General features: G+C 32.2%; 23 protein-coding genes. 18 read left to right on the forward strand and 5 right to left on the reverse strand.

Annotated elements, in window-relative coordinates; translation table 11 throughout:
- Positions 1–107: 107 nt before the first annotated feature.
- The 7 genes from rny to K292_RS0100165 all read left to right on the forward strand — a co-directional run bounded on the left by rny (position 108) and on the right by K292_RS0100165 (position 7,451).
- Positions 108–1,649 carry a ribonuclease Y gene (gene rny / locus K292_RS0100135; protein ID WP_027398128.1) on the forward strand — a complete coding sequence of 514 codons (1,542 nt, stop codon included), beginning with the start codon at positions 108–110 and terminating at the stop codon, positions 1,647–1,649.
- Between the two features lie 172 nt (positions 1,650–1,821).
- Positions 1,822–2,985: a cysteine desulfurase family protein gene (locus K292_RS0100140; protein WP_027398129.1), complete on the forward strand. Its 1,164-nt coding sequence runs from the start codon at positions 1,822–1,824 to the stop codon at positions 2,983–2,985.
- A gap of 44 nt (positions 2,986–3,029) precedes the next feature.
- On the forward strand, positions 3,030–4,214 hold the full coding sequence (thiI, locus tag K292_RS0100145) for a tRNA uracil 4-sulfurtransferase ThiI (protein ID WP_027398130.1): 1,185 nt from the start codon (positions 3,030–3,032) through the stop codon (positions 4,212–4,214).
- Between the two features lie 105 nt (positions 4,215–4,319).
- On the forward strand, positions 4,320–5,693 hold the full coding sequence (locus K292_RS17565) for a glycosyl hydrolase family 18 protein (RefSeq protein WP_051280070.1): 1,374 nt from the start codon (positions 4,320–4,322) through the stop codon (positions 5,691–5,693).
- A gap of 191 nt (positions 5,694–5,884) precedes the next feature.
- Positions 5,885–6,262 (forward strand): anti-sigma F factor antagonist, encoded by a 378-nt coding sequence (gene spoIIAA / locus K292_RS15410; protein ID WP_051280073.1) that lies wholly within the window; start codon positions 5,885–5,887, stop codon positions 6,260–6,262.
- The gene (gene spoIIAB / locus K292_RS0100160; RefSeq protein ID WP_037372074.1) at positions 6,263–6,730 is read left to right on the forward strand and encodes an anti-sigma F factor; all 468 of its coding nucleotides are present in this window, start codon (positions 6,263–6,265) and stop codon (positions 6,728–6,730) included. It begins immediately after the preceding gene.
- A complete protein-coding gene (locus tag K292_RS0100165) occupies positions 6,720–7,451 on the forward strand; it encodes a sigma-70 family RNA polymerase sigma factor (protein ID WP_027398132.1) in 732 nt (243 codons plus the stop codon). Before spoIIAB ends, K292_RS0100165 begins: the two co-directional genes overlap by 11 nt.
- A 49-nt stretch (positions 7,452–7,500) precedes the next feature.
- On the opposite strand, the gene K292_RS0100170 is transcribed toward K292_RS0100165, so the two are convergent.
- Positions 7,501–8,145 (reverse strand): hypothetical protein, encoded by a 645-nt coding sequence (locus K292_RS0100170; protein WP_027398133.1) that lies wholly within the window; start codon positions 8,143–8,145, stop codon positions 7,501–7,503.
- A 305-nt stretch (positions 8,146–8,450) separates the two neighbouring features.
- Here K292_RS0100170 and K292_RS0100175 point away from each other — a divergent pair, with 305 nt between their 5' ends.
- The 8 genes from K292_RS0100175 to K292_RS0100210 all read left to right on the forward strand — a co-directional run bounded on the left by K292_RS0100175 (position 8,451) and on the right by K292_RS0100210 (position 16,947).
- Positions 8,451–9,596: an acyl-CoA dehydrogenase gene (locus K292_RS0100175; RefSeq protein WP_027398134.1), complete on the forward strand. Its 1,146-nt coding sequence runs from the start codon at positions 8,451–8,453 to the stop codon at positions 9,594–9,596.
- 21 nt (positions 9,597–9,617) lie between these two features.
- Positions 9,618–10,418: an electron transfer flavoprotein subunit beta/FixA family protein gene (locus tag K292_RS0100180; RefSeq protein WP_027398135.1), complete on the forward strand. Its 801-nt coding sequence runs from the start codon at positions 9,618–9,620 to the stop codon at positions 10,416–10,418.
- Positions 10,419–10,439: 21 nt separating this feature from the next.
- Complete coding sequence (locus K292_RS0100185) at positions 10,440–11,720, forward strand: electron transfer flavoprotein subunit alpha (RefSeq protein ID WP_027398136.1); 1,281 nt, start codon at positions 10,440–10,442, stop codon at positions 11,718–11,720.
- A 615-nt stretch (positions 11,721–12,335) separates the two neighbouring features.
- On the forward strand, positions 12,336–12,920 hold the full coding sequence (locus K292_RS0100190; RefSeq protein ID WP_027398137.1) for a 2-oxoacid:acceptor oxidoreductase family protein: 585 nt from the start codon (positions 12,336–12,338) through the stop codon (positions 12,918–12,920).
- Positions 12,917–13,222 carry a 4Fe-4S binding protein gene (locus tag K292_RS0100195; RefSeq protein ID WP_027398138.1) on the forward strand — a complete coding sequence of 102 codons (306 nt, stop codon included), beginning with the start codon at positions 12,917–12,919 and terminating at the stop codon, positions 13,220–13,222. The genes K292_RS0100190 and K292_RS0100195 overlap by 4 nt, the downstream gene beginning before the upstream one ends.
- Complete coding sequence (locus tag K292_RS0100200; RefSeq protein WP_027398139.1) at positions 13,222–14,427, forward strand: transketolase C-terminal domain-containing protein; 1,206 nt, start codon at positions 13,222–13,224, stop codon at positions 14,425–14,427. The genes K292_RS0100195 and K292_RS0100200 overlap by 1 nt, the downstream gene beginning before the upstream one ends.
- A complete protein-coding gene (locus K292_RS0100205; RefSeq protein WP_027398140.1) occupies positions 14,417–15,349 on the forward strand; it encodes a thiamine pyrophosphate-dependent enzyme in 933 nt (310 codons plus the stop codon). Before K292_RS0100200 ends, K292_RS0100205 begins: the two co-directional genes overlap by 11 nt.
- A gap of 335 nt (positions 15,350–15,684) precedes the next feature.
- Complete coding sequence (locus K292_RS0100210; protein ID WP_027398141.1) at positions 15,685–16,947, forward strand: Zn-dependent hydrolase; 1,263 nt, start codon at positions 15,685–15,687, stop codon at positions 16,945–16,947.
- Between the two features lie 171 nt (positions 16,948–17,118).
- Here the strand turns inward: K292_RS0100210 and K292_RS0100215 are convergent, their stop codons facing one another.
- Genes K292_RS0100215 through K292_RS0100225 form a run of 3 tightly spaced genes read right to left on the reverse strand, consistent with a single transcriptional unit; the run spans position 17,119 to position 19,657 of the window.
- Entirely contained in the window at positions 17,119–17,706 is a 588-nt protein-coding gene (locus K292_RS0100215) for a Maf family protein (RefSeq protein WP_037372077.1), read from the reverse strand.
- Positions 17,691–18,752 carry a butyrate kinase gene (buk, locus tag K292_RS0100220; protein WP_027398143.1) on the reverse strand — a complete coding sequence of 354 codons (1,062 nt, stop codon included), beginning with the start codon at positions 18,750–18,752 and terminating at the stop codon, positions 17,691–17,693. The genes K292_RS0100215 and buk overlap by 16 nt, the downstream gene beginning before the upstream one ends.
- The gene (locus K292_RS0100225) at positions 18,752–19,657 is read right to left on the reverse strand and encodes a phosphate acyltransferase (protein WP_027398144.1); all 906 of its coding nucleotides are present in this window, start codon (positions 19,655–19,657) and stop codon (positions 18,752–18,754) included. The genes buk and K292_RS0100225 overlap by 1 nt, the downstream gene beginning before the upstream one ends.
- Positions 19,658–19,781: 124 nt before the next feature.
- Between K292_RS0100225 and spoVAC the strand changes: the two genes are divergently transcribed.
- From spoVAC to spoVAE, 3 genes are read left to right on the forward strand one after another with little or no spacing between them, the layout of a single operon-like run.
- Positions 19,782–20,255, forward strand: coding sequence for a stage V sporulation protein AC (gene spoVAC, locus K292_RS0100230; RefSeq protein ID WP_027398145.1), 474 nt, complete (start codon positions 19,782–19,784; stop codon positions 20,253–20,255).
- Between the two features lie 16 nt (positions 20,256–20,271).
- Positions 20,272–21,321 carry a stage V sporulation protein AD gene (gene spoVAD / locus K292_RS0100235; RefSeq protein WP_027398146.1) on the forward strand — a complete coding sequence of 350 codons (1,050 nt, stop codon included), beginning with the start codon at positions 20,272–20,274 and terminating at the stop codon, positions 21,319–21,321.
- 20 nt (positions 21,322–21,341) lie between these two features.
- A complete protein-coding gene (spoVAE, locus tag K292_RS0100240) occupies positions 21,342–21,698 on the forward strand; it encodes a stage V sporulation protein AE (RefSeq protein ID WP_027398147.1) in 357 nt (118 codons plus the stop codon).
- On the opposite strand, the gene K292_RS17570 is transcribed toward spoVAE, so the two are convergent.
- A complete protein-coding gene (locus tag K292_RS17570) occupies positions 21,695–24,946 on the reverse strand; it encodes a transglycosylase domain-containing protein (RefSeq protein WP_027398148.1) in 3,252 nt (1,083 codons plus the stop codon). The two genes, spoVAE and K292_RS17570, sit on opposite strands and share 4 nt — an antisense overlap.
- Positions 24,947–24,994 lie beyond the last annotated feature (48 nt).

A 24,994-nucleotide genomic window follows, 5' to 3' on the forward strand; every position in this document is an offset into this window, starting at 1 on the left:
GTTATATCAATATTTAATTACGTAATGCTGATATTTAGTTATTTGCCCTTGAAATTATGGGCGTTTATTTCATTAAAACTTTAAAAAGGAGGTGCATTGAAATAAGTATAGAAATAGGTGTAGTTGTAATCGTTGGAATTATTACCTTAGTTTTTGGACTATTGGTTGGATATATATTCAGAAAAACTGTAGGCGAAAGAGCAATAGGAAGTGCTGAGCAGAAAGCAAGGAATTTGATCCTTGATGCTGAAAATAAATCAGAAACAATCAAAAAGGAAATAACCATTGAAGCAAAAGAAGAAGCTCATAGAATGAGAAGCGATGTAGAACGTGAAGTAAGAGAAAGAAGAGCAGAAATTCAAAGAGCTGAAAAAAGGCTTATTCAAAAAGAAGAAGCAATTGACAGGAAAACAGAAAATCTTGAAAAGAAAGAAGAAGGCATTACAAATAAAGAACAAATATTAATAAACAAGCAAGAAGAATTAGATGGCTTTATTAATAAGCAGATGGAGGAACTTGAAAGGATTTCAGGATATACTTCAGAAGAGGCAAAAGCCATTTTGCTATCTAATGTTGAGAAAGAAATCAGGCAAGAAGCATCTGTAATGATTAAGGAAATTGAATCCAAGGCAAAGGAAGAAGGAGATAAAAAAGCTAAAGAAATTATAACCGGAGCAATACAAAGATGTGCAGCTGATCATGTGGCAGAAAGTACAGTTTCTGTAGTTCCACTTCCAAATGATGAAATGAAGGGAAGAATTATCGGCCGTGAAGGTAGAAATATCAGAGCTATTGAGACTTTGACAGGAATTGATCTAATTATTGATGATACACCGGAAGCTGTTATTTTATCCGGTTTTGATCCTGTAAGACGTGAGATAGCAAGATTATCCCTTGAAAAGCTCATAGTAGACGGAAGAATACATCCGGCTAGAATTGAGGAAATGGTAGAAAAAGCGGAAAAAGAAGTTAATAGTATTATAAAAGAAGCTGGGGAGCAAGCTACCTTTGATGTTGGCATACATAATCTTCATCCAGAATTGGTGAAATTACTTGGCAGGTTAAAATACAGAACAAGCTATGGTCAAAACGTATTAAAACATTCCATAGAAGTAGCACATTTAGCAGGTCTTATGGCTGGTGAATTAGGGTTAGATGTTAAGAATGCTAAAAGAGCCGGACTATTACATGATATTGGTAAAGCAGTAGATCATGAAGTAGAAGGCACTCATGTGGATATTGGTATTGATTTACTTCGTAAGTATAAAGAGAATGAAACAATTATTAATGGTATGGCTGCTCATCATGGCGACTATGAACCAAAGACATTAGAAGCAGTACTTATAGCGGCAGCAGATGCTCTTTCAGCTGCAAGACCTGGAGCAAGAAGAGAAACTTTAGAAACTTATATTAAAAGATTAACAAAACTTGAACAAATTGCTAATACAACTCCTGGAGTAGATAAATCTTTTGCAATTCAAGCTGGTCGTGAAATAAGAATAATAGCAAGACCGGAAGAGGTAAATGATGAGGGAATTGTATTCTTAGCCAGAGAGATTAGTAAGAAAATAGAATCTGAACTTGAGTATCCTGGCCAGATTAAAGTAAGCGTAATAAGAGAGACAAGATCAGTAGATTATGCAAAATAGTAATTTATTAGGAATGATATTTAAAAATTTTAGGTAGATAAGATAAAACTTATCTGCCTTTTATTATTTATTTAATAAGATAAGAGATATCAATTCTTGTAAATATTAGAAAATTGTATATAATAGAATAGAATAAATTCATGAAATAAATATTAATTAAAAAGGAATAGTTATGTTTGTATATTTAGATAACAGTGCAACAACAAAACAATATGAAGAAGTAAATGAATCAATTCTTCAAATGATGAAGTTTGATTTTGGCAATCCTTCTTCGTTACATCGACTTGGAATAAATGCAGAAAAAGCTGTAAAAGAAGCAAGGAAAAATATTGCACAATCAATTGGTGCAAATAATGATGAGATTTTTTTTACATCTTGTGGCACAGAAAGTGATAATATGGCATTATTTGGTGTAAGCGAAGCAAGAAAAAGACGTGGAAATAAAATTATTGTTTCAGAAATAGAACATCCTGCAGTACTTGAACCTTGTAAGAAATTGGACAAAATGGGTTTCAATATTCAATATATAGGGGTTGATACAAAAGGATTTGTAAATATTAATGCTCTTGAGGAAGCTATTGATGATAAAACTATTTTAGTTTCTGTTATGCATGTAAACAATGAAGTGGGAAGTATACAGTCTCTTGATAAAATAAAAGAATTAATAAACAATTATAATAAAAAATCAGGTACTGAAATTCTTTTTCATACAGATGCCGTTCAGTCATATGGTAAATTACCTGTTCAGACAAGTTATGCTGATTTAATTACTTTGAGTGGCCATAAGATTCATGGTCCAAAGGGAATTGGCGTATTATATATAAAAAAGGGTATTAATATTGAGCCTTATATATATGGAGGCATGCAAGAGCGGGGAATGCGCTCTGGTACGGAAAATGTACCAGCCATAGCAGGTATAGGCAAAGCTTCAGAAATATGCTGTAAAAGCCTAAAAACACGCTATAATACTATGACAAATGTCAAGAAGTATCTTTTGGAGGGTATTAAAAATGAAATACCGGATATTAAAGTTAACAGTCCGTATGAGAATTGTATATCATCAGTTTTAAATATCAGTTTCCTTGGAGTGAGAGGTGAAGTTCTTCTTCATACTTTAGAGAACTCTGATATTTATGTTTCTACAGGTTCAGCGTGTTCTTCAAACAAAAAAGCAAACAGCCATGTGCTGAGAGCTATGGGTCTTTCGGATAAGGAAATAGAAGGTGCTGTTAGATTCAGTTTTAGTGAATTTAATACTATAGAAGAAATGGATTATGTTTTACATCATTTGAAAAAAGGTGTAAGTCAATTTAGAAAGCTGGGAAGCTTTAGATAACCCTATTCATCATATAAGAATTGATTTTTAAGGAGAAATAATTAGTGGAAGATAGAAATACATTTATAGTAAGATGCGGAGAAGTTGCATTAAAAGGTTTAAATAAGCCATATTTTGAAAGAATGCTCGTTGAACGCATTAAAAAAGTTCTAAAAAAATTTGAAAATACTGAAGTTAAAAGGCATGAGGGATTAATATTTGTTAGAACTCCAGAGGACCTTAACTCAGAAATGGTAATAAAAGAAATTTCGAAAGTGTTTGGAGTTGCATCCATCAGTCCGGCTGTAGAAACAGTATCGGATATTGATGAAATTGGAAATGCTGCAGTGGAGTATATGCTTGATATCATTAATAAAAGAGGAATTAAAACATTCAAAGTGAATGCAAAACGAGCAGATAAAAATTTTCCTGTAAAGTCTCCTGAAATAGGTAGAATTATAGGAGCTAAAGTACTTAAAGGTTGTAAAGTTTTGAAAGTTGATGTTCACAATCCGGAATGTATGTTGTTTGTAGATGTAAGAAGAGATAAGTCATATATTTTTGAACAAAAAATATCAGGATTTGGTGGCTTGCCTCTCGGAACTAATGGTAAAGGTATGGTTCTTTTATCCGGGGGTATAGACAGTCCTGTGGCTGCTTGGATGATGGCAAAACGAGGTATGCTTATTGAGGCAGTTCATTTTCATTCTTATCCGTATACAAGTGAACGGGCACGAGAAAAAGTCGTTGATTTAGCTAAGCTTGTGGCAGGATATTGCGGTAACTTTAAAATGCATATAGTTAATTTACTGCCAATACAGGAAATGATTGTTCAGAATTGCCCGGAAGAAGAAACTACAATTTTAGTCAGGAGATTTATGATGAAGATTGCAGAAAAAATAGCTCTTGAAACGGACTGTGGGATGTTGATTACTGGTGAAAATTTAGGTCAGGTGGCAAGCCAGACGGCAGAAGCTCTTATTGTAACTGATGAATCTGTAAAAATGCCAGTTATGCGCCCGTTGATTGCACTTGATAAGGTAGATATTATGGATATAGCTAAGAATATAGGTACTTTTGAAACATCGATTTTACCTTATGAAGATTGTTGTACAGTGTTTTTACCAAAACACCCCACAACTAAACCTAAATTAGCAAAGATACTTGAATCAGAGGGCAAAATTGACGTAGATAAGTTAATTGAAGATGCCATAGCGATAAAAGAAGTTATTTCAATTTATCCTGATTGATTAATTATTTACAGCAAATATTAATAAAAAAATTGACAAGACCATTCTATAAATATAGAATGGTCTTGATGTATTATTTAATTAAAATGAGAAAGAGGAATATATATGAAAAAGTTTAAAAGATTATTAATTGTAGCTCTTGTTATTATAATTTCTTTAGTAAATGTCAATTTTGTATTTGCGGATGAATCCAATTTTAAAGTAGTTGGATATTATTCGGCAGGATTATTTGATGAGCCCCTTGATAGTTTACAAATTGAGAAACTGACACATGTTATGTACGCGTTTTTAATCCCAAAAGAGGATGGATCTTTAGAAGATATTGACAAGCCTGACAGGTTAAGAGAAATAGTAGAAAAAGGGCATGAAAATGGTACAAAGGTATATATTTCACTTGGAGGATGGTCATACAAAGAGACTCCTTTATACACTACCTTTGAAAAATTGGCATCAACAGAAAAAAGTAGAGCTAATTTTATAGACAATGTATTAGAATTTGTTAATGAATATAATTTGGATGGTGTGGAGATTGACTGGGAATATCCAAACGAGAACTCTATACAAAATTATGAAAGTCTAGTTGTAGAGTTAAGCAAGCGTTTAGAAGATAAAGGAAAACATCTTACCGCAGCATTAAATGGGGCTTGGTCTGCTACTGAAGGTCCGCAGGTATCTAAACTTATTACTGACAGATGCTTAGATTCTTTTGATTTTATCAGTGTTATGGCATATGATATGAACAATGAAGATCACAGCCCACTTTGGTTTGCAAATACTTCAATTGACTATTGGATAAACCGTGGTGTACCGAAGGAAAACATTGTTATTGGCGTTCCTCTTTATGCAAGGCCAAGCTGGCTGCAATATAGGCATTTAGTTGAGCAAAATAGAGAAAACGCTTATGTGGATTATGCAGAAACTACACCATTAAAATCTTATTATAATGGATTAAATACGTTAAGAGAAAAAACTATTATAGCCTTAAGAAAAGCAGGTGGTGTAATGCTTTTTGATGTAAATGAAGATACTTTAGATGAAACAAGTGCGGTATCTATGATTGATACTATATTAGGGAGAATCAAAAAAATGGATAATCCTGATGTGTCAAAATATATTACAGTAATTTTAAATAATAGAGAGCTTGTATTTGATATTGATGAGGGTATGGGAATTCCATTTATTGATGAAAATAACAGAACTTTGCTACCACTGAGAAAACCTCTTGAAGCTATTGGGGCTGTAGTTAAATATGATGAAAAAAATAAATCTATATCTGTAGAAAAAGATAAAATAAATATTAAAGTATTTATAGATAAAAATGAAATTTATATTAATGAAAATCCTACAACTATGGATACTAAAGCTATTATAAAAGATAATCGTACATATATTCCCCTTAGAAGTATTTTTGAAGCTTTCGGATATAAAGTTGATTGGCATAATGTCAGTCATACTGTTTATTTAGATAAAGTAGAATAAATATTTATATAAAATATAAGAAACAACAATCTGGAAAATGGTGAAGTGCCTAATTGATTATGAAATTATATCTACTTCGACAAAAATAGAACAGATTCATCTTATTCTCTTAAAGACATGCTCATGACACAGTTGTATAATTTATAGAGAGGGTTAAATATATAGTTTTACACGTACAAAGGAGGAAAACTATGCATGTAAGTTTTGAGATAACAGATGAAATATTAATAGCAAGTCTTGATGGTGAGCTTGATCATCATACAGCAGCTCAAATTCGAGAAGAAATAGATAAAAAGATTGATAATTTTCATTGTAAACATTTAATTTTTAATTTTAAGAAAGTTTCTTTTATGGATAGCTCAGGAATTGGCGTAGTGATGGGAAGATATAATAAAATGAAAGAATTAGGCGGTAGAGTGATGGTATCCGGATGTAGCTCGTATATAGACCGAATTTTAAATATGTCGGGTATATATACTATTGCACCTAAGTACAATAATGTTAATGAAGCCTTAAAGGTTGTTAAAAATAAAGTTAACGAAAAAGTAAATACAGAGGGGGTGCAGTAAATGTTACAGTCGAAGGTAGATGATAAGAGTTTTGACAATAAAATGAAGCTGAAATTTTTAAATAAATCTCAGAATGAAGGATTTGCAAGGATTTCAGTAGCTGCTTTTGTAGCTACATTGGATCCGACGCTAGAAGAACTTACAGAAATAAGAACAGCTGTATCAGAAGCTGTAAGTAATTGCATTATTCATGCGTACAAAGAAGATGAAAAAGGAATTATTCAAGTTGAATGTTGGACAGATGAAGACAGAAATGTTATTATTTCTGTTACTGATGAAGGTGTGGGAATTGAAAATATTGAAAAGGCAAAGGAACCTTTATTTACATCAAAATCAGATGAAGAACGTTCAGGAATGGGCTTTACAGTAATGGAAAGCTTTATGGACAGACTAGAAGTTGAATCGGTAAAAGGTGAGGGAACAAGGGTCACAATGATTAAAAAGCTGGATATAGTATATGAGCTGTAATTATACGGCCATAAGCAAAGAAGATACATATAATTTGATTCATGAAGCAAAAAGTGGAAATGAAGAAGCAAAAGAACAATTAGTTAATCAAAATACTGGATTAGTTAAAAATATTGCACTTAAATTTGTTGGAATTGGTTATGAGCTTGAAGATCTGCTTCAAATTGGTTTTATAGGACTTTTAAAGGCAATTGACAGATTTGATATGAGTTATGATGTTATGTTTTCTACATACGCTGTTCCAATGATTTTAGGTGAAATAAAGAGATATATAAGAGATGATGGAAGAATTAAAGTAAGCAGACAAATAAAGCAAGATATTAAATCTATGAATCATTTTCAAGAAAAGTTTTATAATGAAAATGGAAGACAACCTAAAATTAGTGAGTTATCCAAGTTAATGGAAACAGACAGTGATAATATTCTTATGCTTATGGATGCTAAAGATGCTTTGAACAATTTGGAAAGCCTAGATGACCCTGATAGGCAGGAAAGACAAGGAAAAGAACAATATACAGAGATAGAAGACCGGCAAATCGATATGATAAGTTTAAAGAGCATAATCGGAAGTTTAGCAGAAAAAGAAAGACAAATTATTGTACTTAGATATTTTAAAGATATGACACAGCAGCAAATAGCAAATGTCATTGGAATTTCTCAGGTGCAAGTATCACGAATAGAGAAAAGAGTTTTACTGACATTAAAAAAAGAGATGGAATAAGTGAAAAATAAAAGGTGGATATTATACCACCTTTTGATTTTGACTTTTTCTAGTAATGCATTTTGTTCCATTGGTCGCTGTCACGGTTCCATTCTGGATAATCTTTAATTTCAGGACATGGATAATCAATACCAAGTATCGCCGTAATATTTCCATTACTATCATAAATAGGTGCATATGCTGACCAGCAAAGTTGATTATTATTGTTATTCCAAGCGGATAGTGATGCAGTAGGATACCCATTTGTTGCATCAGTAATAGCTCCTTCAAGTTTGTAAGCTTTCATGAAATCATCAGTATCTTCATCAGTATCTTCATCAGTATCTTTATCAGTATTAATAATGACATTATAATTCTCATCGTTTTTATCTGCATCAATCAATGTATAAACTTGATAGGCCTCGATTTCATTTTGGATAGATTTTAATTTTTCAAGCATATTGGAGTATTCTAAATAGTCTTTTCCCTGATTTGATGCAATTAAAGCATTAAGTTGATCTCCGAATTCTCCGTTGAGCTGAAGAGCATAATCTGTGGCATAATTTACTACTTTGTCTTTTACTTCTTGAACTTCATCAGGAACTTTAGGTAGATCTTTTACTTCAGATTCTTCCTTATCTTTGCATGCTGAAAAAGTTCCCAAAATTAGAATTAATGTTAATAAAACAACAAATAGTTTTGAATTTTTTTTCATATTGTCCCTCCTTTGGAGTTAATAAAAAAATTTTATTTATTTAATCTTACCATAGATTTAAGAAAGTAATCAAGGCAAATATTTAAAGTGCCAGAAACGTCTGAATATTCAGGCGTGAAATACACAAAAAAACATAGAAAAATCATATGTTTTAAGTTAAAAACACTTGCAAAAAGTCGAATAATGTAGTTTAATTTTCTTATATGCTGTTAAAATTGTAACAAAATTTAGTTACAAAATAAAACAAAGACATCTACACCTGAAATAGGGTGCATCAATTAGAAATAATTTAAGGAGGCGTTTACATGAACTTTCAACTATCGAAAGAACAAGAAATGGTAAGAAAAATGGTAAGAGAGTTTGCTGTTACCGAAGCGGAACCAATAGCTGCTGATATTGACAAAGAGCACAGATTCCCTGAAGAAACAGTAAAAAAGATGGCTGACTATGGTTTACTTGGAGTACCATTCCCAACAGAGTTAGGTGGTGCAGGTGGAGATTATATTTCATATGCAATCACAGTTGAAGAATTATCAAGAGTATGTGCATCAACAGGAGTAATCTGTTCAGCTCATACATCTCTTTGCTGCTGGCCAATTTTTGCTTGGGGGACAGATGAGCAGAAAGCAAAATATTTACCACCACTACTAAAGGGTGAAAAACTAGGAGCTTTCGGTTTAACAGAACCTAATGCAGGTACAGATGCTGGTGGACAGCAGACTAGAGCCATTGATATGGGAGACCACTGGCTATTAAATGGATCAAAAGTGTTTATTACAAATGGCGGATATGCTGAAACTTTTGTAGTAATAGCTATGACTGATAAGTCAAAGGGAACTAGAGGTGGAATTTCTGCATTTATCGTAGAAAAAGACTTTGAAGGATTCTCAATTGGTAAAACAGAAGATAAAATGGGTATTTGTGCATCTTCAACAACAGAATTAATTTTCCAAAACTGTAAAGTTCCAAAGGAAAATCTTCTTGGAAATATTGGAGATGGTTTTAAAGTTGCATTGTCAACTCTTGATGGTGGACGTATTGGTATCGCTTCACAAGCATTAGGAATTGCTCAAGGTGCATTTGATATTACTGTTGAATATATGAAAGCTAGAAAGCAGTTTGGAAAGAAACTTTCTCAGATGGAAGCTCTTCAATTTGAAATTGCTGATATGAAAACAAGAATCGAAGCTGCTAGATTATTAATTTATAAAGCTGCAGATATGAAGGAAAAACACTTGCCTTATGGCCCTGCTTCTGCAATGGCTAAATTATTTGCCGCAGAGACTGCTATGCATGTAACAACTAAGGCTGTTCAATTACATGGTGGATATGGTTATACAAAAGATTATCCAGTTGAAAGAATGATGAGAGATGCTAAGATCACTGAAATCTATGAAGGAACATCAGAAGTTCAAAAGATTGTAATTGCAGCATCTGTATTTGGTAAATAAGAGAAGAAGGAGGAATTAAAAATGGCATTTAAAATTATCGTACTTGCTAAGCAAGTTCCTGATACTAACGAGATCAAAATTGATCCAGTTAAGAAGACTTTAATTAGAGAAGGCGTGCCTAGTATTTTAAATCACGATGACGCAAACGCTTTAGAAGAAGCGTTAAAAATAAAAGATATGTTTGATGATGTTCACATTACAGTTGTAACAATGGGACCTCCTCAGGCAAAAGACATGTTAGCTGAATGTTTGGCTATGGGTGCTGATGATGGTGTGTTGGTAAGTGACAGAGCAGTAGGTGGTTCTGATACTTGGGCTACTTCTAATGCACTTGCTGCTGCAATTCATAAAATTGGTAAATTTGATTTACTTTTTGCAGGTCGTCAGGCTATTGACGGAGATACAGCTCAGGTTGGACCTCAGTGTGCTGAAAAATTAGGAGTTCCTCAGGTTACTTATGTAACTGAATTTAAAATTGAGAAAAACATGAAAGACATCACAGTTAAGAGAGCATTAGAAGATGGATATGAATTAATTAGTATTCAAACCCCTTGTATGTTAACTGCAATCAAAGAATTAAATACACCTAGATATATGTCTATAGGCGGAATCTTTGATGTAAAAAATAAGACAATTAATGTTTGGAATGCAAAGGATATTGAAGTAGATCTTGCTACTGTAGGTCTTGATGCATCTCCTACTAATGTATTCAGATCATTTACTCCTGCTCCTAAGGGTAAGGGTGTAATGATTGAGGCGGATACAGAAAAAGAAGCTGCTGATAAGCTTTTAATTAACTTAAAAGCTAAGCATGTAATCTAGTAAAGGAGGAAAGAATATAAAATGGCAATTAAAGTTATTAAAGATAAATGTAAAGGCTGTAAATTATGTATAAAAGCTTGTCCGTTTGATGCAATTGACATGGATGGTAAATTAGCAGTTATCAATGAAAAATGTACAGCTTGTAATCAGTGTATTGCTGCATGTCCTTTTGATGCAATTGAAAAGACTGAGGATAACAAAGTTGTAGATTTAAGTGCATATAAGCATGTTTGGGTTTATGCTGAACAAAGAAACGGAAAACTAATGAATGTAGCTCTTGAATTAATCGGAGAAGGTTATAGATTAGCAAGAGAAATCAGTGAAGATACAAAAGTATGTGCAGTTTTAGTAGGTGATGAAATTAAAGGTTTGGCAGATGAATGCTATGCATATGGTGCTGACAGTGTTTATCTATTGGAAGATCCTCTTCTTAAGAACTTTACAACAGATGCATATACAAAAGTTATGGTGGATGCAATCAACGAATATAAACCTGAAATCGTACTTTTAGGTGCAACTCACATTGGTAGAGACCTTGCTCCTAGAGTAGCTGCAAGATTAAATACAGGTTTGACTGCGGACTGTACAAGACTTGACGTTAGAGTATCAAGCTATATTGACTATGCAAACAAGAATACAACTCTTGATACTTCTTCTCTTGATCCTAATGATCCAAGCACAGGAATTAAACAAACTCGTCCGGCATTCGGCGGAAACTTAATGGCTACTATTATTTGTCCTAAGACAAGACCACAGATGTCAACAGTAAGACCTGGAGTTATGCAGAGAAGAGAAAAAGTTGAAGGTGCTAAAGGTGAATTAGTCAATGTTAAGGTTGCGATTTCTGAATCAGATATCAAAACTAAGATTATTGAAATTGTTAAATCTGCTAAAGAACTTGTATCATTAACAGATGCTGATATTATCTGCTCAGGCGGAAGAGGATTAGGAGATCCATCTGGATTTAAAGTAATCAAAGAGTTTGCTGATAAAGTTGGTGGTGTAGTAGGTTCTTCAAGAGCAGCTGTTGATGCTGGTTGGATTGATCATTCTCATCAGGTTGGTCAGACTGGTACAACTGTAAAGCCTAAGATTTACTTTGCTTGTGGTATTTCAGGTGCAATTCAGCATTTAGCAGGAATGCAGACTTCAGATATCATTGTAGCAATTAATAAGGACGCAGATGCTCCTATTTTCGAAGTAGCTGACTTTGGTATTGTTGGAGACCTTTATAAGGTAATTCCACAAATTATTAAAGAATGGGATTCTGCAGAAGATTTATTTGAAGCTTCCTTAAAATAATATAAATAGAAAATAAAATAATTTAAAACTATTATTGTTTCAAATAATAAATAAAATACCTTATAATAGAGCATATATGCTTATTATAAGGTATTTTGCATTTTAGTATTTAAAATTTTTAAAATGAATTTAGTTAATGAGTAATACTTTATTAGATTAATTCCATATATTAAAATTTCTAAATGCTACGGTTTCTCATGGTATAAAAATATTGAAAATAGTATTCTTACTTTGCTTGGTTTTCAAAAGGAAAAATATAAAAAACTTTTTTATATTTATTGACAAATTTAAATAATTAGAGTAAAATAAATTTTAATAAAATAAAAACAAAGATGGAGAGAGTAAGGGTTTTTTAAACATTACAGCGAGTGAGGTATGGTGAAAGCTCATATTAGTAGAAAAACAACTGAAAATCACTCCTGAGTTGCAGACTGAAATAACAGTAAGTTTTGCCGTTTTTTCCACGTTATAGGAAACGCGTATGTTAGTATGTAGTAATTGGTGGTACAGCGATAGTTTTATAGCTTTCGTCCTTTTACAGGGATGAAAGCTTTTTTTATTGTTTTAAATAGTATTAATGTTTACCAAGGCTACAGAGAAAAAGGAGAACAGAAAATGAGAAAGAACAACATAGTAGAAATTAGATGGCATGGTCGAGGTGGTCAAGGCGCTAAAACAGCATGTTTGCTTCTAGCTGATGTAGCTTTTCAATCAGGCAAATATGTTCAAGGGTTTCCTGAATATGGTCCTGAACGTATGGGTGCACCGATTACGGCCTATAACAGAATAAGTGAAGAAAGATGCAACATTCATTCAAATATTTATGGACCGGATTATGTGGTTGTTGTGGATGAAACATTATTATCTTCTGTAGATGTTACAAGTGGTCTTAAAGAAGACGGGGCTGTTATTATAAACAGTGAAAAGGAACCGGGAGAACTACGTCATCTTTTAGGTGGTTATAATGGGAAAATATATACTGTAGATGCGAGAAAAATTTCTGAAGAAACATTAGGAAGAAATTTCCCAAATACACCTATGCTTGCTGCAATGGTAAGAGTAAGCAATATAATTGAATCAGAGAAATTTCTCGAAGATATGGAAAAGTCATTCCATCATAAATTTGCAGGAAAGCCTCAAGTAATTGAAGGTAATATGAAAGCACTTAGAAAATCTATGGAAGAGGTAAATGCAGGATGATAAAAAAAGCAAGTGAAATTAATGAATTAACTCCATGGCAGGAAATGACTATTGGCGGAGAAATATATGAAGGAGGAACAGCATCTCTTGTAAATACAGGTGATTGGAGAACTGCAACTCCTATATTTATTAATGATAAATGTAAACATTGTATGTTATGTGTTCCCTTTTGTCCGGATAGTGCAATTCCAGTTAAAAATGATAAAAGATTAGATTTTGATTTTATGCATTGTAAAGGCTGCGGTATTTGTGCTGAAGTATGTCCTTTTGAAGCAATTTCTTTTGGAAAGGGGAAAAAGTAATGTCTATAAGAGAAAGATTATCGGGCAATGAAGCAGTAGCTTTTGCCATGAAACAGATTAATCCTGATGTAATGGGTGCTTTCCCTATTACTCCTTCCACTGAAATTCCTCAATATTTTGCTTCATATGTTGCAAATGGTGAGGTTGATACAGAATACGTTCCTGTAGAGTCAGAGCATAGTTCTATGTCTGTATGCATAGGTGCTCAAGCAGCAGGAGCAAGGTCTGTTACTGCGACCTCTTCGTGTGGATTAGCTTTGATGTTTGAAATGCTTTATGTGGCAGCATCATCAAGATTGCCAATAACTTTGGCACTAGTTAACAGAGCACTGTCAGGACCAATTAATATTAATAATGATCATTCCGATTCTATGGGTGCCAGAGATTCTGGATGGATACAAATATATGCAGAGACTAATCAAGAAGTTTATGATAATTTTATTCAGGCTATGCCTATTGGAGAAAATCCAGAAGTAAGACTACCTGTTATGGTTTGCCAAGATGGATTTATAACTAGCCATGCTGTAGAAAATATAGAACTTTTAGAAGATGAAAAAGTAAAAAAATTTGTTGGAGAGTACAATCCGGAAAATTATTTACTTAAGAAAGAAAATCCTCTTGCAGTAGGACCATATGATATTTCTCCTTATTATATGGAACATAAAAAACAGCAAGCAGAGGCAATGAAAAAGGCAAAAAAAGTTATATTAAAAGTTTCTGACGAATTTGAAAAGATATCAGGAAGAAAATATGGATTATTTGAAGAATATTATATGGAAGATGCAGATTTAGCCCTTGTAATTATAGGTTCAAGTGCAGGAACTGCAAAAGCTGCTGTAGATAATTTAAGAAAACAAGGAAAGAAAGTAGGTTTGGTTAAGATTAGAGTATTCAGACCTTTCCCTATGGAGGAATTAGCACAGGCTTTAAAAAATACAAAAGCTGTAGCTGTTATGGATAAAGCAGAAAGCTTTTCTTCGTGCGGTGGACCTTTATTTGCAGAAACACGTTCTTCGCTTTATGATGTTGAGAATCGTCCTAAAGTAATAAATTATGTTTACGGACTTGGGGGACGTGATATTACAGTATCACACTTTGAGTTTATATATGATCAACTTAATGAGATTGCATTCACAGGAAATACAGGACAAATCTATAGGCATATAGGACAAAGAGAGAAGGATGGTGATACTAATGAACTATAATTTAAAAAGAGAAGTTTCCAAACCTGAAAGATTTGTCGGAGGTCATAGATTATGTGCAGGATGCGGTGCAGGTATTACTGTAAGAGGTGTATTAAGAGCTTTAGAGCCTACAGATAAAGCGGTTGTTACTAATGCTACAGGATGTCTTGAAGTTTCTTCTTTTTTATATCCATATACAGCATGGAATGATAGTTATATTCATAGTGCATTTGAGAATGCAGGAGCTACAACAGGCGGAGCAGAAGCCGCATATAAAGCATTGAAGAAAAAGGGAAAAATAGATGATAATTATAAGTTTATCGCTTTTGGCGGTGATGGAGGAACTTATGATATAGGGCTTCAGTCATTATCAGGTGCAATGGAGCGTAATCATGATATGGTATATGTTTGCTATGATAATGAAGCATATATGAATACCGGAATTCAACGTTCATCGGCTACGCCTATGTTTGCTGATGCAACAACAAGTCCTGTGGGAAGTATATCAAATGGTAAATCTCAGACCAAAAAGGATTTAACTGAAATTATTGTTGCACACAATATTCCATATGCTGCGCAGACTACATTTATAGGAAATTTTAAAGATTTTCATGAAAAAGCATATAAGGCTATTTATACTGAAGGTGCTGCATTTCTCAATGTTTTATCACCTTGTCCACGCGGATGGAGATATGAAGCCAAGGATATAGCAAAAATATGTAAGCTTGCAGTAGAGACATGCGTATGGCCTATGTATGAAGTTAATTATGGGGAATGGAAATTAACTTATGAACCAAAGGAAAAGTTACCTGTAGAAGTATTTTTAAAGGAACAGGGAAGGTTTAAACATATGTTTAAGCCAGGTAATGAATGGATGATTGAAGAAACACAGAAATATGTTGATGAAAAGTGGGAAAAACTGCTTAATCGATGTGAAAAATAAATAATTATAAAAATGTGAATAGAAATATCAGTTGCTCATTTAATAATAGGTAGCTGATATTTTTTTATGATTAGCTGATAATTACTATTTATAGGGAATTTAAATTTATGGCTTAATGTTATAAAAAACTTAAAATCTATTTTGTATACATATTTTTTGAGTATTTGGTAAAACTTTTTGTTATAATTTGTAAATTTAAAAAAATTAGAATTTTTTAATTTATTTTTAAAATCAGACTTTTATTTTTTTTAATAAAGTGTTATGCTATAAGAAAGTAATGAAACTAGTTTACTAAATTAATTAATTCAAAAATATATTTAATGGAGGTTCAAAATATGTATACTTGTAACAAAGACAGATTGGAAGACAAAATCGTTACATTTAGCAAATTTGGTGATGCAGGTCACGGTGGTATTACTAGATATTCATTATCTCCGGAAGCTCATCAGGCAAGAGATGAATTTGTAAAAAGAATGAAGGCAATTGGTGCTGAAATTGAAAGTGATGATATGGCTAATTTGTATGCTACTATTCCAGGTTCAGAACCGGATTTAAAGAGAATTGTAATGGCTTCTCATGCAGATTCCGTAACAAATGGAGGAAATTATGATGGTATTTTAGGAGTTTTAACCGGTATGGAAGTTCTTGAAACAATAGTTTCTGAGAATATACCTCACAGACATCCTATTACTGTTATGATTTGGACAAATGAAGAAGGTTCTCTTTATCCTCCTGCAATGATGTCTTCTGGTGTTATTTGTAATGATTATTTGCCAAAAGAAATAGCAAAAAAATTTAAAAAAGAAGATATGCTTGCATCAAAGAGCGCACAAGATCCTTCAGTTACTTTCGGAGATGCATTGAATGCTACTCCATATAAAGGAAATGAAAAGAATCGATTAAGTCCTGATAAATATGAAGCTATGTTTGAACTTCATATTGAACAAGGTCCAATTCTTGAAGATGCCGGAAATGAAGTTGGTGCTGTAACATGCGTACTTGGTATGTTTAATTACAGAATCAAATTCTATGGTCAAGCGGATCATGCTGGAACTACGCCTATGCATAAAAGGCAAGATGCACTTTATGCAGCTGCACAGGCACTTTGCTACTTACATGAAGAAATAGACAAACTTGGGAGACCAGAATTAGTTTATACAACAGGTGAAATTGTATGTCATCCGAATGTTCATACAGTAATTCCTGATTTTATTGATTTTTCAATTGATGTTAGACATGAAGATGCAGATTTAAGACAGAAGGTCCTTGATATTGTTAAGAGTCTTGAAACAAGAGAATGGGCAAGATGTAAATGTAAGGTTGAGATGGCTTGGGCTAGAGATACTGTATATTTTAATAAAGAATTGGTTGAATATGTTAAAGGAAGTGCGGATGAATTAAATATTTCAAATCAGTATATTAATAGTGGTGCGGGTCATGATGCACAGTTTGTATCTTATATGCTTCCTACAACAATGATATTTGTTCCTTCTAAGGATGGGCATAGTCATTGTGAACCTGAATATACCCCTGTTGAACAATGTACAGCAGGAGCAAGTGTAATGCTTAATGCAGTTCTGAAAAAAGATAAAAAATAGAAACATAAAAATTATTCTAAATTAGTTTTACAATATATAAATGTATTAAGAAAATCTATAGATATGCTTTATTAAAGCTTAAACAGAAATCTAAAAATACCGATAAGTAAAATTTTTACATATCGGTATTTAATTTATTTTATATCGGCTTTTTTACTAAATTTTTTAATTTTAATAATTTAAAGCTCTTAATTCTTCTTGTATTCTCTTCCAAGGAAAACCCACTACATTTTCATAATCGCCAATATAATGATCTATATATTTCTTCCATTTACCTTGTATAGCATATCCTCCGGCTTTATCCCAGGGTTCACCTGAATCAATATAGTTTTTAATATCATCATGTGTATAGTTTTTAAAAATAACTTCTGTTACTTCATAAAATATTTGTCTTATAGGGGTATTGGTTTTTAGAATACATACCCCTGTAGCCACATAATGGTTTGTACCATTAAGAGTTTCTAATATTCTTACAGCGTCATTGTAATCTGAAGGTTTACCAATAATTTGATCTTTGAAGACTATAGTATCTGCAGATATAATAGTTTTATTTTTTAAACTAGGATTTTCTTTTAAATATTTTTCCTCCACATTTAATGCTTTTTTTAAGGCTAAATACATTACAGCTTGCTGCATATTTAAATTTTTAGGTATAGTTTCATCTATATCAGATGGCATTACAATTGGATCTATACCATGATTTTTCATAATTTCAATTCTTCTTGGCGAAGAAGAAGCTAATATTATTTTTTCTTCCATACGCTTGCCTTTTCCTCTCCTTTTAATATTCTCATACATCCAAGAGCTAAAGCTTCCATTTCGTTTTCACCAGGCGAAATTTCAACAGGTGCCAAAAATTCAATCCTTTTATGAATCATTTTTGTCATCATTTTAGAATAAGCCATACCTCCAGTAAGTATAATATAATCAATTTTTCCGTTTAAAACTGGTGCCATCTCTCCAATTCCCTTAGCAATTTGATAGGCTTCTGCTTCGTAAATTAATTTAGCTTTCTCATTTCCTTCATTAATCATTCTTTCTACAATACGACAATCATCTGTACCTAAATGAGCTTTTATGCCACTAAATCCACGTATCTTTTTTTGCATTTCTTCTTTTGAAAATTTTTCAGAATAACAAATATCTATAATATACATTAAAGGGATATTTCCTGATCTTTGTGGTGAAAATGGACCAGAATCATCACGAATAGCATCTATTATTTTGCCTTTTTTATGTACACCTATGGAAATACCTCCTCCAAGATGCGCAATTATTAAGTTTAATTCTTCATATTTTTTATTATGTTTTTCTGCAATTTTTCTCCCAGTAGCTTTCATATTTAAAACATGACAAAGGCTTTCTCTCTTTATTTCAGGGAAACCTGTTATTGTGGCAATTTCATCAAATTCGTTTGATGAAACAGCATCATAAATATAAGCAGTTATCCCTAACGGTGAAGCAATTTCATCAGCAAGTAAGGCTCCAAAATTAGAAGGATGTGGAGAAAGTTTTCCACTTAAAATTAATTGCTTTAACGCATTATCTACAATGTAGCCACCGGCGTGTATATTAGGAATTAAACCACCTCTTCCAACTACAGCGCTTAAATCTAAAAGGTTAACTTTATGTTTAGAAAGGGTAGAGTTAATTATATTCACCCGATATTTAAGTTCATTATTATTAAATGTTAATTCATCTGATGTATGTTCAATGTTGTCATTAAAAACCAAATTAGTGCCATTGTAAAGAGCGATTTTGGTAGATGTTGATCCAGGATTAATACATAGTATATTGTAATTCATTATTTTTCCCCTTTCAATAAACACGCTAAAGCTAGTGAGTTTACTTTTCCTTCCGGAGTTTCAGCTCTTGAAGTCATTACAATTGGACATTTGGCGCCTAGTATAATTCCTGCCATTTTTGCTCCAGCATAATAGATAAGTGCCTTACCTATCATGTTTCCTGCTTCAATATTTGGAACAATAAATAAATCTACCATACCACTGATTGCGCTTTTAATGTTTTTATGTGAAGCTGATTCCTGGCTTAATGCTACATCAAGTGAAATGGGTCCTTCAATTATACATTTTGGGAAATAACCTTCTTGGTTCATATTATAAAGTTTTTTCGCATCAATTGTGGCAGGCATTTTAGGATTTACAATTTCATTTGCCGTAAGAATTGCAACATTAGGATTTTTTATACCTAAATCATGCATTGCTTTAATTCCGTTACTTAGTATTTTAATTTTTTTTTCAAAATTTGGAAACAGATTTATACCTCCATCTGTATAAAATGACAGTTTTTTTTGACCGGGTATTTGGAATGCAGAAAGATGACTCAATAATTTATCAGTTTTTAAATTACATGATTCATCTAAAACTGCATTTAGAAAAAGGCTACTGTTTACAAGCCCTTTCATAAGAATATCTGCTTTATCTACATCAATTAATTTCGCGGCAATGTAGGATGCTTTTTTTGTGTCTTTTTCATCTATGATTTCAGGATTAAAAAAAATACTTTTATTTTTTTTAATCAATTGATTTATTTTAATTTTATCTCCAACAAGGATTGATTTTATGGAATATTTTTCATATGCATATATAAGTGCTTTGATTATTGTTTCATCATGCGCTGCAGCAACTGCAATTGTTAAAGGTTTATTAGATTGCAACACAGAATACATTTGAGAAAAATTAGTATACATTTAGTTAACACCTCATTTTTTTTTATGTAAATATTATTTCATATTAGTTTTTTTTTATCAATAAAAATTATTTTTTCTTATTTTTTGGAGATACTAACAAAAGACATATGAGGGAGGAATTTAGATGAATAATCAAGAAGAAAAACAAAACCAGAAGCAAAAAGAAAAAGTTGCAAAACATTATGAAGATTATGCAAAACAGTTTACACCAAAACCAAAATATTTTTTAAATTGTTTAAAAGCATTTATTGTTGGAGGACTTATTTGCGTATTAGCCTTATATATTCAGAATTTATTAATAAATAGAGGATTAGATGAAAAAACATCAGGTGCATTTATTACTGTAATCTTAATTTGTAGTGCACAATTTTTAACAGGAATAGGAGTTTTTGATTCCATAGCTAAATTTGCTGGTGCAGGGGTAATAGTACCTATTACTGGTTTTGCCAATTCAATGGTAGCACCTGCTATTGAATATAAGAAAGAAGGTATTGTTTTAGGTGTTGGTGCTAAATTATTTAGTTTAGCAGGACCGGTACTTGTATGCGGTATCTTTGTATCTACCATAATTGGTATTGTTTATTATTTTATTATTTAAAAATTTAGGAGGTCATATGAACAATAAATTAGGTAAACAAACATTACAATTTTTAAATACACCGCAGATAATCGGTTCTTTTTCTATTGTAGGCGAAAAAGAAGGAAAAGGACCTATGGCAAAATGGTTTGATATGATATTAGAAGAAGATACTTTTGGAGAAAAAACTTGGGAGAAATCTGAAAGTAAGATGCTGAAACAAGCTATTTTATCTGCACTTCAAAAATCAGGAAGAGATAAAGAAGATATAGATACAATTTTAAGCGGAGATTTAATAAATCAAATTATGTCTTCTTCATTTATGGCCAGAGATTTATCAATTCCTTTTTTAGGTCTTTATGGTGCATGCTCAACTATGACAGAATCCCTTATTTTAGGTAGTGTACTTATTGATGGAGGATATGCTAAAAATGTTATAACAGGAGCTTCAAGCCATTACTGCACTGCTGAGAGACAATTTAGAATGCCTCTTGAACATGGAAATCAAAGACCGCCTTCAGCTCAATGGACAACAACAGCTGCAGGTGCCGCAGTAATTTCAGACCATGATAAACCTATTGAAATTTTTAATGGGAAAGAAGCAAATAAAATATATGTAACCCATGCCACAATAGGAAAAATTATAGATACAGGTATTAAGGATGCTAATCAAATGGGTGCAGCTATGGCTCCTGCTGCTGTGGATACCATAATTACTCATTTAAATGATACAGGCAGAACTCCTGATTTTTATGATGTAATTATAAGTGGTGATTTAGGTTTTATTGGCAAGGATATAGCAAAAGATCTTATAAGTGGATTAGGTGCTGATATTGAAAAAAAATTTGATGACTGTGGGGCAATGATGTTTAATTTAGATCAGGACACGCATGGAGGTGGCAGCGGATGTGGTTGTTCTGCTTCTATTTTTATGGGATATGTAATAAAAGAAATGAAAGCAGGAAATATTAATAATGCATTAATTTTATCAACCGGTGCTTTGCTTTCTACAATTAGTTCACAGCAAGGAGAATCAATACCGGGAATAGCACATGCAGTTGCATTAACAACAAAAAATAAAAATTAAAATTGAAGGGGATTAGGAATATGGAATATTTATATGCTTTTTTAATTGGAGGAATTATTTGTATTATTGGACAAATAATTATGGATACAACAAAGCTTACAGCTCCAAGAATACTTGTATTATTTGTGGTTTCCGGTGCAATATTAACATGCTTAGGTCTTTATGAACCTATAGTTAATTTAGCTAAAAACGGTGCTACAGTTCCTCTACCGGGGTTTGGTTATTCTTTAGCTAAGGGAGCAATGGAAGGAGCTTCAAATGATGGCTTTTTAGGAGCTATTACAGGTGCAGTAAAAAATACTGCTGCAGGTATAACTGCAGCAGTAGCATTTGGTTATCTTATAGCAATTTTATTTTCACCTAAATCTAAACGTTAGTTGGAAAAATCTAGCCATGATGGAGGTTTACTTCCATCATCTATATCTTTATCTTTGTCATCTTTATTAACATTATTGTTATCATTCTTATTATTATCATTATTGTTGCTGTTTTCTTGAATACCGCTTTCGGTTGTATTCTTATTAGGATCAAAGTCTGTATTCAAGGTTGCATCTGGTGAAATAGGGTACTTTGTTATATCCGGATTATGCAAATTACAATAAGTTGTAGGTGCTGAATCACTTGAAGAAGAAGCTTTGTTAACAAAAGTTTTTTCTATACAATGAGGACAATATGGAGTAGCTAAGAATCCACTGTCTTCACAAATTTTTACAGTAGTATGAATATTATCTTTTTTTGTAGGTTCTGTTCCTTTTATAAAATATTCATTTATTGTATTTCCACCATTAGGCAGCATTCCTGAGTCTGCATCTATTGCTACAGATATAACATTATTTGGCTTCACAAATGAACTTGTAGGCAAACCTGAATGTACTTGCTTCATAACCTTAGCAAAAACTTTTGTTGCAGCAGTACTTCCTTGACTTAATTCTATATTTATATCGTTTCCTATCCAAACTGCGGCAGCATATTGAGGAGTATATCCTACAAACCAAGCATCATAGTTATCTGTTGTTGTACCGGTTTTACCTGCTACAGGCTGAGTTCCAATAGAGGCATTACCGGCAATTCCTGCGGTAACAGCAGTTCTCATCATATCTGTCATTATGAAAGCAACACCTTTATCCATTACTTGCGTTTTAGTTGATGTATTTTCTAAAATTACTTCATCCATTTTATTTGTAACTTTTGTATATGATATAGGTGTAGTATACATTCCCTGATTTGCAAATGTTCCGTATGCGGCAACCATTTCCAGAGGTGTTACTCCTTTAGTCATACCTCCAAGAGCCATAGCAGCTGAATTCATATCATTAACTGATCCGGATTCCACAATTGTGCTTATACCCAATTTTTTTGCAAATTTCACAGATTTTGAAACTCCAATATCATTTACAACTTTAACAGCACATGTATTTACTGATTGTTCAATTGCAGTACGCATTCTTGTAAGTCCACGATATCCATTATACCAATTCTTTGGCCATACTTTTCCATTGTAAGTCATTTTAGAATCATTTATTACGCTTGCTGCTGTCCAGTAATTACCATATAATTCATCTTTATTTTTTACAGCAGAACTATTACCATTTAATTCATCTACTGAACTTTGAAGTGCAGCACCATAAGCTCCAATTGGTTTCATAGAAGAGCCGGGCTGTCTTGGAGTGTCAGTTGCACGATTTAATATAAGTCTTCCATTTATATTTCTTCCACCTACCATAGCCTTAATACCACCGTTTTTAAAATCATATATGACCATAGCAGATTGAGGCTGAATTATTTTTTGTTCTAGAGTATAGTGCTCAGGAGTTACAGTAATACTATTTGAATTTATTTGTAAGAAATTAGGTTCTTTTTGGAAGAACTTTTTACTTATTATAAAATTACCATCTGAATCTCTATCTTTATATTCCTGTGGAATTGGAATAACTCCTCCTTGTATGCTGTAGAGAGTACTATTTTCAATAGTATACATATTCTTAAACTGAATACTGTAATCGATACCGTCTTGTACTTTAGTTTTATATAAATTTAATCGTTTGCCTTTATATAATATGAGGCTTCCATCATTTTTAAACTCATATTCGTCAGGTTTTAAAGTAAAATTGCCATTATTATCAAAATAATTATCATATGAGTATAAAAGAACTTTTCCATTTGAATCAATAATATTGTTTGCACTGTCTTTGTTTAAATTTACTGCACGAGGGAAATTACTGTTGTTGGAAAATTCTGTTTCCATAATATCCTGCATTTTTGAATTCATGGTAGTATAAATGCGAAGACCACCATTATATACCCTAAATTTAGCATCAGATTCACTTAACTTTTGTGTTTCCATCAAATCGTTAACTACCTCTTCTATAACATAATCAACAAAGTAAGAAGATGCTTCTTTAATTGTGTCTTCATTTGGATCTATGGAATTACGCAAATCATATTTTATTGCCGTATCATATTGACTTTGAGTAATTTTACCTTGTTCTAACATAAATTCAAGAACAAGATCTTTTCTGTCAGAAAAGGAATCATTATAAACATATGTTAAGTTATCACCTCTGTAAACAATGTTTGGATTATTTTCTTCAATTGTACTTTTATCATATTTTTTAATGAAAGCATATGTATCAGGAGCTTTCGGCAATGTGGCTAGTGCAGCACATTCTTCTAATGTTAATTCTGATACATCTTTTGAAAAATAAGCTTGCGAAGCTGCTTGAACACCGTTTGCACCATATCCTAAATAAATAGTATTTAAATATGCTTCTACAATTTGTTCTTTAGAAAGTTGCTTTTCAAGAAGTATTGCATAATAAGCTTCTCTTATTTTTCGTGTCATATCATATTTAGATTTTGTTTCTACTAAGTATAAATTTCTAGCAAGTTGTTGTGTTATAGTACTTGTACCACTTATCTTTCCCCCCTCAAAAATTCGTTCCTTAATTGCACCTAATATACGTACAAAATTAAAGCCATGATGTTCCCAAAATGTTTTATCTTCAATAGCAACAAATGCATTTACTAAGTCGGGAGGTAAATCCGAATAAGATACATTTGTTCGCAATCCGTCAGAAGTAAGCAAACTATCCATTACTTGGCCTGAATCGTCATAAAGTACTGAGTTTTCAGTAAGTACAGAATAAATATCATTTGGATTAATTGTAGGAGCTGTTACAATAATAGAACCAACTATTCCTAATAAAACTATAAATACAGTTAGTGTTACAGCAAGTATAAATTTAGTAAACTTCTTTTTGTTAAGCGTATGCTTTTTTTTCTTTTTTGTGGACATATGAACCTCCGTATTATGACTATCCTCTGAGTTGTTTTGCGTAGAAAATTTATTTTTTACTTCGTTTATTTTATATTTCAGTTTTGCTAAAGGAGTTTCTTTCTTTGATTCACAAAGTCTCTCTACACGGGTTTTTTGTACTTTAGCTGTAGGGTTTTCAGCTTGATTTAAATTTTTATTTACTTCATCTTTTAATTCTAGGTAATCATCAAGATCATCTATACTTTCTTCTTTACTTTTATCAAATTCATTACTTATTTTATCAAATTCAGCGAAGTAATCATTAATTTGTTTTTTTTCTTTTTCATCGTTATTAAATTTATCTGTCAAATAAATCACCTGCCTTATTAACGTAAGTGTTTGAAAAAATTAATTTAT

This window comes from Anaerovorax odorimutans DSM 5092 (genome assembly GCF_000426305.1).
GTDB classification, from domain to species: Bacteria; Bacillota; Clostridia; order Peptostreptococcales; family Anaerovoracaceae; genus Anaerovorax; species Anaerovorax odorimutans.